Consider the following 14,248-nt stretch of genomic DNA (forward strand, 5'->3'; position numbering starts at 1 on the left):
CCGGGCGGGCCCTGCGAGTTCAGGCGGGTGCGCTCACGTGCATCCGTCGCTGTCAGTCCTGGCGGCGGGCGCCGAACATGATCTCGTCCCAGGTCGGCACCGAGGCGCGGCGTCCGCGCGAGCCCTTGCGGGACTGGCGGGCCGGCTTGGGCGCGGGCGTCGGCGCGGGAGGCTCCTCCTTGGCCGGAGGCTCCTCCTTGGCCGGAGGCTCCTGCTCGGCCTGGTCGTCCTTGCTCGGCCTGGCCGCGGGCACCGCCTTGGCCGCCGGCTTGGCGCCCTTGGGCTGATGCTTGCGGCCCCCACCGGTCTCCGTTTCGGCCTGGACCTCGGGAGCCTTCTTCTCCGCCGCCTCGGTCTCCCGTACGGGCGAGGCGGCGCTTTCGGGAGCCTTTCGTGCGGCGGGAGCACTGGCCGCCATGGGTCCCTCCGTGGCGGGCCCGGAGGCGTCGCCGGGCGATCCCGAACTCTGCGTTTCAGCGGCAGCGGGAGGCTCGGCGGCGGCAGCATGGGTCTCGGCCGCTGCGGCATCGGCGTCGGACACCGGGGCCTCGGCAGCCTGGGTCGTCGTGTCGGCGGCGGGTGCCGTGGATGTCTGCGCCTGGGCGGGCGCGGATTCCGGCTCCCGCGTGGGTGACGTACCGGGCTGCTCAGCCGTAGGCGCCGACTGCGCGGCGGGTGCGGTGCCCTGGTCAGCGGCTGGCGTCGCCTGTGTGGCGGATGTGGTGCCCTGATCAGCCGCGGGCGCCGACTGCGCGGTCGGTGTGGTGCCCTGCTCAGTGGTTGGCGTTGCCTGCGCGGCAGGTATGGCGCCCTGCGTAGGCGACGATGCCGCCTGCGCGTCAGGTGCGGTGCTTTGTGTGAGCGACGGTGCCGTCTGCGCAGGTGGTGTGGTGTCCTCTGCGGGCGACGGCGCCGACTGCGCGGCGGGTGCCGGGGTCTGAGTGGACGACGGCGGCGTCCGGGTGGCTGGTGCCGGAGTCTCTGTGGCGGTCGATGCCGTCTGGGTGGCCGGTGTTTCCTGCTGCTGAGCAGGTGCGTCGGCGCTGACGGAAGCGGCTTCCGGCTGGTGGTCGCTTGCCGGAGGGCCGGTGGTCACGGCGTCTGCCGCGACGTCCGCGTGGTCGTCGGTGCCGTCGGTGATACGTGCCGGGGCATCGGCGGGCCGGGTGGCGGCGTCGGCAGCGGCGGGTGCCGGTGCCTGGGCGGGTGTGGATTCCGGCTGCTGCGTGGGTGACGTCCCAGACTGCTCGGCCGGTGCCGTGTCCGGCGTTTCCTGCTGCTGGGCCGGTGTGGCGGACTGGGCGATGGCGGCTTCCGGACGCTGGGCCGCTCCGCCCGGCTCGGCGGAGGCGAAGGTCTCGGCGAAGGGCGTCTGAGTGGACGCGGCGGAGCCCTGATCCTGTACGGGCGCGGCCGGTGCCGCCGGAGTCTGGGCAGCGGGCGAGTCGTTGGTCGGCGCCTGAGTCGCCTCAGGAGCGGGAGGTCGCCCGACGGTCTCCGAGGACGCGGCGGCCGGAGCCGACTCCATGGGCACGGTGCTCTCGGACGTGGTCTCCCGGAAGGAGGAGCCGGTGGGCGCGCCGGAGGAGGACGGCCCCGCCGGAGCGGCGTCGGTGCGCGCCTGCGGGACGAACCGGTCCGCAGGCGGCTGAGCCGCCGTCGGACGCTCCGGCCGCGACGCCGCGCTCCGGTCCGGGTGTGCATCGGTCGGACGGGTCGTGCCGTGGTCTGTGCCCGGCACCACGCTCCGGTCGGAGTGTGAGCCGGTCGGACGGGCCACGCCGGGCTCTGCTCCCGGCACCACGCTCCGGTCCGGGTGTGGGCCGGTGGGGCGGTGGCCGGGACCGGTCGTGCGGTCGGGGGAGACGCGGTCGTCGGCGGGGGCGTAGAAGGGCTGGGGGCGGGACGGGCCGAGGTCCGGGAGCCATGGGGAAGGGCCGCCGCGGCGGGTGTCGTCGCGGGCGGGCGGCGCCGGGTCGGGGTCGCGGTCGAAGGCGGCCGGCGGAAGGTCCACGGGGAGCTCGCGGGCCGGCGGGTCGTAGCCGACCGCAGGCTCCTCGGGCTGGGAGCCCGGCCTGATGACGGACGGGAACGGCAGCGGGTCGGACGTCAGCGGCGGCACCGGCTGCAGCTTGGCCATCCGGGGCGCGAACGGCGTGACCGTGGTGTCCTCCACCACGGGATCGGGGTCGAAGTCGGCCGAGGACAGGCGGTGGGCCTCGTCGTCGTGCGGGCTGACGTGGCGGCGGCGCGGGTCGAAGAGCCACTCGGCGTGGCGCGTGTGACCGTTCCACACGTAGCCGAGCTTGACCCGCCACAGGCCGTCGTCGCGCTTGGCGGAGTCCCAGTCGATCTCGTCGGCGGGCACGCCGCGCCGGGTGAGCCGCTCGGCCACCAGCTCGCCCAGGGTCGGGCCGGCCGCGGTCTCGCCGGGCATGCGGACGGTGACGCGCTGCGCCTGCTGCGCGACGTACTCGCGCTCCTGGAGCACCGGCCCCTCGAACCAGCGGACCCGCTCGACCGGGATCCCGGCCGTGGCGGCGATCTCTTCCGCGGTCTCCCCGGCACGGATGCGGGCCTGGATCTCCTTGGGGCGCAACGGACTCTCCACTTCGATCTCGTACTGGCCGAGACGGGAGAAGTTGCCACGGACGGCAGCACGGAGCCGGTCGTCCACAGGAAGAGTGAAGCGCGTGCCCCGCCCGGCAGTAGCCAGCACGAGATAGGTGCCGTCCTCACTCACCGCGACGAGTCGGAGCTCCTGCATGCGAGTCCCTTCGTCAGCGTCGCCATTCTTCCCCCGGACCCTTGAGTCTCTCGCGTGTGCCGGTTGCCTGCCAGCACCGTACCCGGCATGTCCGAACATCGCCTTGCTGGGATAGCCGCGGGGCGTTGTGACGCCAGTCACATTTGACGAGTCCATCCTCTCAGAGCCCGCCCGTGCGCAGGAGGAGGTTAGACGTCCTCGTCGGATTCTGGCGAATCGGTTCGCACTTCGGGCGGGAGGCGGCCGGCGCGGTGAGGGCCGCGGTCGCGTACGGGGAGGGCAGGCCGGAACGTCGGGGCACGATCGACGAGGTTGCCGCCCCCGACGGGCGGAGGCACGGCGGGACACGCGTCCGCGCCCATTCTTTACCTGGGGGAGACCTGCCCGAGCACCCGGTCCAAATAGGCGTTGCCGAAGAGGCGGTCCGGGTCGAGGCGGTCGCGCAGGGCGGTGAAGTCGGCGAAGCGCGGGTAGACGCCCGAAAGGTACGCGGCGTCCTTGGTATGCAGCTTGCCCCAGTGCGGGCGGCCGCCCAGCCTGGTCATGATCTCCTCGACACCCTCGAAGTAGGCCGGGTTCGGGGTCTCACGGTAGATGTGGCAGGCCACGTACGCGCTCGGCCTGCCGTACGCGGTCGACAGCCAGGCGTCGCTCGGCGGCGTCACCCGCACCTCGACGGGGAAGCTGATCTGCCAGCCCATCCGGTCGATCAGGTCGCGCGTCTCGCGCAGCGCCTGCCCGAGCCGCTCGCGCGGGATCGCGTACTCCGTCTCCAGGAAGCGCACCTCCCGCCGCGCGGTGAAGATCTTGTACGAGGTGTCGACGGCTTCGGAGTCACTCAGGGCTGCGGCGCTGACGGCGTTGATCCGGGGGATCAGGCCGGGGAGGCGGGCGCCGACGGCGCAGGCGGCGCCGAACAGGGTGTTCTCCAGGAACACGGCGTCCAGCCAGTGCCGGAACGCGTTCGGCGGGTCGGGCGGGCCGGGATGCCGGTTGTTGGTCTTGACCAGGCACGCGTCGGTGTGCGGCAGCCAGAAGAAGTCCAGGTGCTCGTTCTCGGCGGTGAGGGCGTCGAGCGAGTCGAGGATGCGGCTGAGTGGCAGCCGCCTGCGCCGGTGGTGCAGCAGGAACGCGGGCTCCACCCGGAACGTCACCGCCGTCAGCACGCCGAGCGCGCCCAGCCCGACCCTGGCGGCGTCGAACAGGTCCTCGCCGGGCGCGGCGGTGACGAGCGAGCCGTCGGCCAGCACCAGTTCGAGGCCGGTCACCTGGTCGGCCAGGCCGCCGCTGTCGCGTCCGGTGCCGTGCGTGCCCGTCTGGATGGCGCCCGCGACCGTCTGCTCGGTGATGTCGCCCATGTTGGCCAGCGCCAGGCCGCGCCCGTCGAGCAGCGTGTTCAGCGTCTTGAGCGGGGTGCCGGCCAGGACCGTGACCTGGCCGTCCGCCCAGGAGCGGACGCCGGTCAGCCCTTCGGGGCGCAGCAGGATGCCGTCGGTGAGGGCCACCCCGGTGAAGGAGTGGCCCGTCCCGGCCATGCGCACCCGCCGCCCGCCCGCCGCGGCGTCCCGCACGGCCCGCGCCACGTCGTCGGCGGAGGCCGGCGTGCGCACCTCGGCGGGGGAGCAGGTCTGGTTGCCTGCCCAATTGGTGAACGCCATGCGCGCGGGTTCTCCTGGCTGGGGCTTCGTTCCGGTCAAACGTGAACGATACTCACTGTTCCCAGCCTTCGGGAAGCGGGAAGACGTCGCCCGGCTTGAGTTCCTCGTGCTTGATCACGTCGTCGACCGTGACCAGGTGGTAGCCGTTGCGCTGGAGGGTCTTGATGATCGACGGCATCGCGTCGACCGTCTGCTTCACCCAGTCGTGCATGAGGACGATGCTGTTGCCCTTGGCGACCGACAGGGTCTGCTTCTTGATCTTCTCTTCGTTCTTTGACTCCCAGTCACGGGAGCCGCCGGTCCACAGGATGATCGGCATGCCGAACTCGACCGCGATGTCCTGGACCTGCAGGTCCGACATCCCGTACGGGGGACGCAGCAGCTTGGGCTCGACCCCGGCCGCCTTCTTGATCGCGTCGTTGGTCTTCTTGATCTCGCTGCGGATCGTGGCCGCGGTGGACTTGGTGAAGTCGGGGTGCGCGTAGCTGTGGTTGCCGATCGCGTGCCCCTCCTTCACCATGCGCTTGACGTAGGCGGGGCGGCTCTTCACGTACTGGCCTTCGAGGAAGAACGTGGCCTTGGCGTCGTGCTCTTTCAGGATGTCCAGCAGCTTGCCCGCGTACTTGCCGGGCCCGTCGTCGAAGGTCAGCGCCACGCACTTCACCCGCGTGCAGTCGACCTCCTTCGCCTTGGGGTCGGCGACCGCCGGCGCGGGGGCCGCCATCACGGCAACCGCCGCGATAGCCAGGAGTGAAGTCAAATGTCGGGACATAACTGTAGTTTCCAATGTGAAGGGTGATGCGAGGGATGTCCCGACGGTAGCGGATCAGCTCTCCGCCGGTGAAGGCGCTCCGGGAAGTCTCAGCAAACCCGAACCTCCGATCCCCACCACCACGGCCAGCGCCGCGCACGCCACCGAGAACCCGTACGCGCCGGACGCCCCGACCATCTCGGTGAGCCGGCCGCCCGCCCACGCGCCGATCGCCACGCCGAACCCGATCGAGGTCGAGATCCACGCCATGCCCTCGGTGAGCAGCGACGGCGGCACCAGCCGCTCGGTCAGCGAGAAGCCGGTGATGAGCGTCGGCGAGATGGCCAGCCCGGCCACGAAGAGCGTGACCGCCATGACCCGCACGTCACCGACGAACATGATCGGCAGCAGCCCGACCACGAACACGCCGAGCGCCCGGACGAACCGGCCGCGCAGCGAGATCCGCCAGCGCCGCGAGCCGAACCAGAGCCCCGACACCATCGACCCGCCCGCGAACGCGGCCAGCAGGAACCCGGAGGCGCCCTTGACCCCGTGCTCGTCGGCGAACGCCACCGTGATCAGGTCGACCGAGCCGAAGACCGCGCCGAGCCCCAGATAGACGCAGGACAGCAGGGCGACGCCGGGGATGAGGATGGGGGTGCCGCCCGCCGAGCGGACCGGCCGCACCGGCGGCTGGGTGCGCCGCTGCAGGGCCAGCGCGACCGACCCGGTGAGCATCGCCACCAGCGCCACGGTCAGGCCCGCGTACGGGTTCACGGCCGTGGCCAGGACGGTCACCAGCGCCGGCCCGGTCACGAAGATCACCTCGTCGGCGACGGACTCGAAGGCGAAGGCGGTGTGCAGCTTCGCCGACCCGGGGTGCAGGTGGGACCAGCGCGCCCGGACCATCGACCCGAGCGACAGCGACGTGGCGCCGGTCACCAGCGCGGCGGCGTACAGCGTCCAGTCGGGCAGCCCGAGCCCGGCGCTGAGCATGAGCGCGACCAGCCCGAGCGCGTTGACCACGGCGAACGGCAGGATGACCCGGCCCTGCCCGAACCGGTCGGCGAGCCGCCCGGACAGGGGAGCGGCGACGGCGAAGGCGATGCTCAGCACCGCGGACACCGCCCCGGCCATCGCGAACGACCCGGTGAGGCCCTGGACCAGCAGCACCACGCCGATGCCGAGCATGGACATCGGCATCCGGCCGAAGAAGCCGGCCAGCACGAATCCCTTGACGCCGGGCCCTGTGAACAACCCCCGGTAAGGCCCGACCATCTCACTGTCTCCTTACTGTGCAGGCATAACTTCGCGCATCGTCTGTCCGGATGGCAACAGATTTCTTGGCGAGTGGGTTAACGTGTCCCGGGTGTCCGGTCTTCCCTCCTTGCGCGCGGTGCTGCTCATGGTCACCGCCGTGCTCGCGGTCACCATCGCGGCAGGCGGCGTGGTACTGGTCATGGGGGAGGATCCGTCCGCCGGCCCGGCGGCGCGGGAGACGGAGAAACGGCCCGAGAGGCAGACCGCGGGCCTGGACAAGCTCGTCCCCACCACGCCCCCGACCGCCGCTCCGGTGAAGGAGTTCGGCGAGGGCGGCGCCGGCGTCACCCCCACCCCGCCGCGCGTGCTCGCCATCGCGCCGGGCGAGGTGCCCAAGGAGACCCGCTTCGCGCTGTCGGCGCTCAAGCACGTGCAGAAGGCCATCGTGGTGGACGCGGGCTCTGTCAAGGTGGCCGGCACCGGGCTCAACCTGCTCGCGGTGGACCAGGCCGAGTTCCGCTCCTGGACACCCGAGGCGGTCGCCGGGCACCCCGGCGTGTGGAGCGCGCTGGCCAGGGGGGAGTTCGTGGCCGACGCGGCGGCCGTGCGCAAGTACGACCTCAAGCTCGGCGCGTACTACCAGGTGGACGGCGGGCCCCGGCTGCGGCTGGCCGCCTCCGCGCCGCTCGGCCTGACCGGGGTCGACGCGCTGGTCGGCACCGAGCTCGGCCGCGCGCTCGGGCTGGCCCCCGGCGTCGCGGTGCTGCTGCACGGCAAGGAAGGCAAGATCAGCGAGGCGGGCGTGCGCAAGGCGCTCGGCCAGGGCGCCCAGGTCGTCATGCTCGACAAGGCTCACCGGGAACGCGAGCAGCCGCAGCGGGCCGCCGTCACCACCGGCAGGCCGGGCAGCTACCTGGAGTTGTACCAGCAGGCGGCCACCCGCTGCCCCGGCCTGTCATGGACCGTGCTGGCCGCCATCGGCCAGGTGGAGAGCAGCCACGGCCGCAACAACGGCCCCTCCAGCGCGGGCGCGCTCGGGCCGATGCAGTTCATGCCCGCCACCTGGAAGGCCTACGGCGTGGACGGCGACGGCGACGGCAAGAAGGACATCTGGAGCCCGTACGACGCGGTGCCGGGAGCGGCGAACTACCTGTGCGCCGTCGGCGCCGGCCAGGGCGGCGAGAAGCTGCGCAAGGCCGTCTGGCACTACAACCACTCGTGGGACTACGTGAACAAGGTGCTCGGCATCGCCGACGCCTACGCCCGCTCCTACACCTGATCCGGCACCTGAGCGGGCCTGCGCTTCGGCGCCGGGCAGCAGGTGAGCGCGCAGGGCACCGGCTCCGGCTCGTCCATCAGCTCGCGCACCATCCGCACGAACGCCGGGTGGGTGCCGGCCGTCGACGCCCGCTCCATCGGCAGCCCGCGCTCCTCGGCCACCTGCCTGGCCTCGGTGTCGAGGTCGTAGACGACCTCCATGTGGTCGGAGACGAACCCGATCGGCACCAGCACCGCGGCCTCGGCGTCGAGCTCGCGCAGGTGGTCGCAGACGTCCGGCTCCAGCCACGGCACCTGCGGCGGGCCGCTGCGCGACTGCCACACCAGGTCCCACGGCGCGGTGCGGCCCAGCGCCCGGTTGACCAGCTCGGCCGTGCGGCGCAGCTGCGCCTCGTACAGGCCGCCCGACGGCCCCGCGGTCTCGGCCATGGAGACGGGGATGCTGTGGGCGGTGAAGACCAGCCGGGCGTGGTCGTGGCCGGCCCTGTCCTTGAGCCGGTCGAGCGCCTGCCGGGTGTGGTCGGCCATCGCCGCGACGAACCCGGGGTGGTCGCCGTAGTGGCGCAGCTTCACCAGCTCGGGGCCGCCGTCGAAGGAGATCCTGGCGATGTCCTCGTAGTACTGACGGCAGCTGGAGTAACCCGCGTAGGCGGAGGTGGCGAACACCGCGGCCCTGCGCACCCCGTCGCCGGCCATCCGGCGCACCGTCTCCTCGCCGAACGGGTGCCAGTTGCGGTTGCCCCAGTAGACCGGCACGCCCGCCACCGGGCGCAGCGCCTCGACCAGGTCGCGGTTCTGGCCGTTGATCGGGCTCACGCCGCCGAAGCCCTGATAGTGCTCGGCGACCTCCAGCAGCCGCTCGCGCGGGACCCCCCGGCCGCGCACCACGTTCTCCAGGAAGGGCATCACGTCGTCGGGACCCTCGGGACCGCCGAACGACAGCACCAGCAACGCGTCGTAATGTGCCACGTGAACAAGCCTATGGCGGCGTGCCGGTGGTCCCGCCAGGAGGTAGGTTCGGACAAGTGAGCCCCTTTGACGATATCCGTGACTATGTGGCCATCCCACGTGTCCACTCGCTGAAGCTCTCCCCCGACGACTCCCGGCTCGTCTCCGTGGTCCAGACACTCAATCCGGACGGCAAGTCGTACGGCACCGCGCTCTGGGCGATCCCCCTGGACGGCGAGCCGTACCGCCTGACCCGGTCGGCCAAGGGCGAGACGGCGGCCGAGTTCACCGGCACGGGCGACCTGCTGTTCACCAGCCCCCGCCCCGACCCCACCGTGAAGGACGGCGACGAGGAGGTGGCGGCGCTCTGGCTGCTGCCCGCGGCCGGCGGCGAGGCCCGCCGGATCGCCGCCCGCCCCGGCGGCGTCGGCGCCTTCAGGACCGCGGGTGACACGGTCGTGTTCGCCTCCGACGTGCTCGACGGCGAGGAGGCGGACGAGGCCGAGCGGCGCAAGGCTCGCAAGGACGCCGGGATCAGCGCGATCCTGCACGAGGGCTACCCGGTCCGCTACTGGGACCACGACCTCGGCCCCGGCCGCACCCGCCTGTTCGCCGGCAGGCTCGGCCCCGACGGCCTGGAGGACGTCCGCGACCTGACCCCCGACCCGGGCGAGGCGCTGCGCGACGCCGCCTTCACGCTCACCCCCGACGGCCGCACGGTGATCTCCACCTGGCGGATCCCGCTGTCCGACGCCGAGCAGCGCGTCGAGCTGGTCGCGATCGACGTGGAGTCAGGGGAGCGGCGCACGCTGGTCGGCGAGGAGGGCCACGACTTCGGCGGCCCGCTCGCCGTCTCGCCGGACGGCAGCAAGATCGCCTGCGTCCGGGAGCGGCACGCCGCCCTGGACCGGTCCGTCCGCATCGAGCTGTGGATCGGCGACCTGGCCACCGGCCAGGGGCGGGCGTACGCGCCGGACCTGTTCCCCTCGGACGTCGTGTGGGCGCCGGACTCCGCCGCCGTGCACATCGCCGCCGACCACCAGGGCCGCCGCCCGGTCTTCCGCGTCACGCTGGAGGACGGCGAGGTGACCAGGCTCACCGCGGACGACGCCTCGTACCTCGCGCTCAACGTCTCGTCCGACGGCGGGTCCCTGTACGCGCTGCGCAGCGGGGTCGCGCTGGCCCCCGGCCCGGCCAGGATCGGCCTCGGCGGCGACATCACCGACCTGCCCTCGCCCGCGCCACGCCCCGAGACCCCGGGTACCCTCACCGAGGTCACCGCCACCGCCGACGACGGCGTCACCATCCGCGGCTGGCTCGTGCTGCCGGAAGGCGCCTCCGCCGCCGACCCGGCGCCGCTGCTGCTGTGGATCCACGGCGGCCCGGTGGCCTCCTGGAACGACTGGCAGTGGCGCTGGCAGTCGTGGATCATGGCCAGGCACGGCTACGCCGTGTTGATGCCGGACCCCGCGCTGTCCACCGGCTACGGTCAGGGCATGATCGACCGCGGCTGGGGCGACTGGGGCCCGCGCACCATGGCCGACCTTGAGGCCATCGTGGACGCCGCGCTGACCAGGGACGACCTCGACGCCGGGCGCACGGCCGCGATGGGCGGTTCGTTCGGCGGCTACATGGCCAACTGGGTCGCCGGCCACACCGACCGCTACCGGGCGATCGTCACCCACGCCTCGCTGTGGCACCTCGACCAGTTCGCCGGCACCACCGACGCGGCCATGTACTGGCAGCGCGAGTTCGGCCCGGCGGGTTCGGAACGTTACAGCGAGCTCTCGCCGCACCTCGCCCTGGACAAGATCACCACTCCGATGCTCGTCATCCACGGCGACAAGGACTACCGCGTGCCCATCGGCGAGGGCCTGCGCCTGTGGTGGGACCTGCGGCGCAGCGGTGTGGAGTCGAAGTTCCTGTACTTCCCGGACGAGAACCACTGGATACTCAAGCCGGGCAACGTCGTCGCCTGGTACGAGTCCGTCCTGGCCTTCCTCGCTCACCACGTGCTCGGCGAGGAATGGAAGCGACCGGAGTCGGTGGCCTGATGCCCGGCACCACCACACCCGCCGGTTTCCTGCGGCTGGCCGAGGACATCGCCCGCGAGGCCGGTGACATGCTGCTGGCCAAGCGGCCCTCGATGTCCACCCGCTCGGCCGACATCGAGACCAAGTCCAGCCCCACCGACGTCGTCACCGTCCTGGACCGGGCCTCCGAGCAGCTCATCCGCGAGCGCATCCTGGCGGTCAGGCCGGGCGACCGGATCCTCGGCGAGGAGGAGGGCGACCGGCCCGGCGAGACCGACGTGCGCTGGGTCGTCGACCCGATCGACGGCACGGTCAACTTCCTGTACGGGCTGCCCGACTGGGCCGTGTCCATCGCGGTCGAGGTGCGCGGCCGGGTGGTGGCGGGCGTGGTGAACGTGGCGCCGCGCGGCGAGGTGTTCACCGCCGCCCTGGACGAGGGCGCCTGGCTCGGCGGCGAGCGGCTGCGGTGCAACCCGGCGCCGCCGCTCGGGCAGGCGCTGGTCGCCACCGGGTTCGCCTACGGCGCGGCGCGGCGGGCCGTCCAGGCCGAGGTGCTGACCGGGGTGCTGCCGCGCGTGCGCGACATCAGGCGCGGCGGATCGTGCGCCGCCGACCTGTGCTCGGTGGCGCTCGGCCGGGTCGACGCCTACTACGAGCGGGGCGTCAACTACTGGGACTACGCGGCGGGCGGACTGGTCGCCGCCGAGGCCGGGGCCAGGATCGGCGGCCTGCACGGCGGGCCGTGCGGTGGCGAGATGGCGCTCTGCGCGCCGCCGGGGCTGTTCGAGGAGCTGCACGACCTGCTCGCGGCGCTCGACCCGGCACGCGACTCCTGAGGTGAAGACGCCGACGGCCGGAGCCACTCCTTCGGGGCTCCGGCCGTCGGCGTGAAAACCACGTCAGCGCAACGGGATACCGTGATCGTCCGCTAGGCGGCGCAGATCCTCGATCTCGGCGGTGAGGGTGTCGGCGAGGTAGTCGTCACCGGCGCTCCTGGCTTCCCGAAGACCCTTGTAAGCCTGGTCGAGGCGGCTTTCGATCGTGGTCGTGAACTCGCCCATCTCACCTACTCTCTCAGGGGTTCGATTCGTGCGGGGCGAAGGCCCACCCGCCCGTGCGGAGCCCGAAGGGGGACACGGGCGCATGGGTGTCTCGCAGGCATACCCAGACCTCTCGCCGTCCGAAACATGGAATTCCCTGTGGGCTGCGTCACCTGTCCCTGGACATGCCTTACCGTGCGCTTATCGAAGCGAGGGGCACAATGAGTCATCAGAACCAGAGGAAGGTGTGGCAGCGTGCGCGTACTGGTGGTCGAGGATGAGAAGGTTCTCGCCGACGCTATCGCGACCGGTCTGCGGCGCGAGGCCATGGCCGTGGACGTCGCCTACGACGGCGGCGGGGCGCTCGAACGCACCTCCTACATCGACTACGACGTGATCGTGCTCGACCGTGACCTGCCGGTCGTGCACGGCGACGAGGTCTGCCGCCGCCTGGTCGGGCAGCGCACCGCGTCGCGGATCCTGATGCTGACCGCCTCGGGCGACGTGGACGACAAGGTGGAGGGGCTCGGCCTGGGCGCCGACGACTACCTCGCCAAGCCGTTCGTGTTCGTCGAGCTGGTGGCCCGGGTGCGGGCGCTCGGCCGCCGGTCGGCGCCGGCCCTGCCGCCCGTGCTGGAGCGCTCCGGCATCCGGCTCGACCCGGGCAAGCGGCTCGTGGAGCGTGACGGCCGGGAGATCGTGCTGACCAAGAAGGAGTTCGCCGTCCTGGAGGAGCTGCTGCGCGCCGAGGGCGCGGTGGTCAGCCAGGAGGACCTGCTCGACAAGGCATGGGACGAGAACATCGACCCGTTCACGAACGTGGTGCGGGTGACCATGATGACGCTGCGGAAGAAGCTGGGCGAGCCTCAGGTGATCGAGACCGTCCCCGGCGTGGGGTACAAGTTGTGACAGAACCGTCGGATCGGGAGCCGGGCCGTGAGTCGGTGCCGACGCATCCGATGATCAGCGTGCACTCGGCGCGGGCCGCCAGGCAGGGGCCGCCGCCCCCGCCGAGCGGGCCGCCCGCCTGGGACGGCCCGCCGCCGCCCGAGTACGGCCCGGTGAAGTACGACCCGGCGGCGGGCATCAAGGGGCTGACCGGGAAGGTCAGCATCCGCTGGCGGCTCACGCTCACCTACAGCGCGATGTTCTTCACGGCCGGCGCGATGCTGCTCGTGGTCATGTACTTCATCATCCGCTCGACGCTCTACACCGGGTTCGAGTTCCAGCTGCGGGTGCCCGGCTACATCTCCCCTGAGTTCAAGGAGGACCTGCAGCAGCAGGTGCAACTGCTGCGGGTGAACCAGATCAGTGAGGTGCTGGACACCCTCGTCAGACAGTCGATCCTGGTGCTGCTCGGCGTCGGCATCCTGGCGGTCATCCTCGGCTACTTCGTGGCCGACCGAGCCTTGCGGCCCGTCACCCAGATGACCGCGACCGCCCGCAAGCTCTCCGAGAGCACGCTGGCCCACCAGCGCATCGGCCTGGAAGGCCCGGACGACGAGCTGAAGGAGCTCGCCGACACCTTCGACGACATGCTCACCCGGCTCAACGCTGCCTTCGACACCCAGCGCCGGTTCGTCGCCAACGCCTCACACGAGCTGCGCACGCCGCTGACCATCAACAGGACGGTGCTGGAGATCGCGCTGTCCGACCCGGAGGCGTCCGAGGACCTCAAGGCGCTCGGCCGTACCCTCCTGGAGGTCAACGCGCGCAACGAGAAGCTCATCGAGGGCCTGCTGCTGCTGGCCAGGAGCGAGCGCGAGCTCGCGGTGCGCAAGCCTGTGGACGTCAAGGAGGTCGCGCAGACGGCCGTGGACCAGGTGACGCCGTTCGCCGCGGAGCACGGCGTCACGCTCACCACCGAACTGGTGAGCACCCCTACCATCGGCGATCCGGTGCTCCTGGAACGGTCGGTCAGCAATCTGCTGGAGAACGCCGTCAAGTACAACCTTCCCGAAAACGGAAAAGTCTGGATCCGTACGGGAATGGTGGACGGGGCCTTGGTTGTTCAGGTGGCCAACACGGGGCAGCATGTCCCGGCGTACGAGGTGAACAGCCTGTTCGAACCGTTCAGGAGGCTCAACGCCGACCGGGTGGATTCGGCCAAGGGAGCGGGTCTCGGGCTGTCCATCGTCCGTGCTGTGGTGCAGGCTCACGGCGGCAACGTCAACGCGGTGCCGCGGGAGGGTGGCGGACTAGTGGTGACGATCCGGCTGCCGCGACGTTGATCCGGCGTGTTGCCCCACGGGGGGCGTCTCGTTCGCGTCGCACATGTGGTTGGATGTGCCGTCGAACACGGTGGCGCATGACGCCAAGGCTGTGGGTTTCGCCATATTTGGCTAACCACTGCCGTCGGCAGCAGGCCCTGACGTGTTGGGAGGTTCGTCGTCCGTTTCCTCGGGGTACCGAGAGGAAATCTCCCCGGCGGAACGGGCACAAGATGAGCTTCCCGGACGTTAGAACACGCGCGATGAGCGCGAACACATATTGATGAGGGGGATGGAGTAAGC

At 71.7% G+C, this 14,248-nt stretch carries 11 protein-coding genes; 5 read left to right on the forward strand and 6 right to left on the reverse strand.

From position 1 onward, the window contains the following. Positions 1-52 precede the first annotated feature (52 nt). The 4 genes from sepH to ACZ6YG_RS02045 form a co-directional block, all read right to left on the reverse strand. Positions 53-2,767 (reverse strand): septation protein SepH, encoded by a 2,715-nt coding sequence (gene sepH, locus ACZ6YG_RS02030; protein WP_466016958.1) that lies wholly within the window; start codon positions 2,765-2,767, stop codon positions 53-55. Positions 2,768-3,132: 365 nt separating this feature from the next. Beyond that, the gene (locus tag ACZ6YG_RS02035; RefSeq protein WP_466016959.1) at positions 3,133-4,425 is read right to left on the reverse strand and encodes a D-arabinono-1,4-lactone oxidase; all 1,293 of its coding nucleotides are present in this window, start codon (positions 4,423-4,425) and stop codon (positions 3,133-3,135) included. 52 nt (positions 4,426-4,477) lie between these two features. Continuing rightward, positions 4,478-5,149: a polysaccharide deacetylase family protein gene (locus ACZ6YG_RS02040; RefSeq protein ID WP_466016960.1), complete on the reverse strand. Its 672-nt coding sequence runs from the start codon at positions 5,147-5,149 to the stop codon at positions 4,478-4,480. Between the two features lie 102 nt (positions 5,150-5,251). Then, positions 5,252-6,454: an MFS transporter gene (locus ACZ6YG_RS02045; RefSeq protein ID WP_466016961.1), complete on the reverse strand. Its 1,203-nt coding sequence runs from the start codon at positions 6,452-6,454 to the stop codon at positions 5,252-5,254. 91 nt (positions 6,455-6,545) lie between these two features. Between ACZ6YG_RS02045 and ACZ6YG_RS02050 the strand changes: the two genes are divergently transcribed. Next, positions 6,546-7,715, forward strand: coding sequence for a lytic transglycosylase domain-containing protein (locus ACZ6YG_RS02050; protein WP_466016962.1), 1,170 nt, complete (start codon positions 6,546-6,548; stop codon positions 7,713-7,715). On the opposite strand, the gene ACZ6YG_RS02055 is transcribed toward ACZ6YG_RS02050, so the two are convergent. Continuing rightward, on the reverse strand, positions 7,706-8,683 hold the full coding sequence (locus tag ACZ6YG_RS02055) for a ferrochelatase (protein ID WP_466016963.1): 978 nt from the start codon (positions 8,681-8,683) through the stop codon (positions 7,706-7,708). The two genes, ACZ6YG_RS02050 and ACZ6YG_RS02055, sit on opposite strands and share 10 nt — an antisense overlap. An 86-nt stretch (positions 8,684-8,769) precedes the next feature. Here ACZ6YG_RS02055 and ACZ6YG_RS02060 point away from each other — a divergent pair, with 86 nt between their 5' ends. Beyond that, positions 8,770-10,716, forward strand: a complete 1,947-nt coding sequence (locus ACZ6YG_RS02060; RefSeq protein ID WP_466016964.1) for an alpha/beta hydrolase family protein — start codon at positions 8,770-8,772, stop codon at positions 10,714-10,716. Next, positions 10,716-11,531, forward strand: coding sequence for an inositol monophosphatase family protein (locus ACZ6YG_RS02065; RefSeq protein WP_466016965.1), 816 nt, complete (start codon positions 10,716-10,718; stop codon positions 11,529-11,531). The genes ACZ6YG_RS02060 and ACZ6YG_RS02065 overlap by 1 nt, the downstream gene beginning before the upstream one ends. 63 nt (positions 11,532-11,594) lie before the next feature. Here the strand turns inward: ACZ6YG_RS02065 and ACZ6YG_RS02070 are convergent, their stop codons facing one another. Further along, on the reverse strand, positions 11,595-11,756 hold the full coding sequence (locus ACZ6YG_RS02070) for a hypothetical protein (RefSeq protein WP_187281037.1): 162 nt from the start codon (positions 11,754-11,756) through the stop codon (positions 11,595-11,597). 234 nt (positions 11,757-11,990) lie between these two features. Between ACZ6YG_RS02070 and ACZ6YG_RS02075 the strand changes: the two genes are divergently transcribed. Next, complete coding sequence (locus ACZ6YG_RS02075) at positions 11,991-12,644, forward strand: response regulator transcription factor (protein WP_219543126.1); 654 nt, start codon at positions 11,991-11,993, stop codon at positions 12,642-12,644. Then, positions 12,641-13,966 (forward strand): sensor histidine kinase, encoded by a 1,326-nt coding sequence (locus tag ACZ6YG_RS02080; protein ID WP_466016966.1) that lies wholly within the window; start codon positions 12,641-12,643, stop codon positions 13,964-13,966. The genes ACZ6YG_RS02075 and ACZ6YG_RS02080 overlap by 4 nt, the downstream gene beginning before the upstream one ends. The last annotated feature ends 282 nt before the right edge of the window (positions 13,967-14,248 follow it).

The sequence above is a fragment of the Nonomuraea sp. NPDC054003 genome (genome assembly GCF_055585125.1).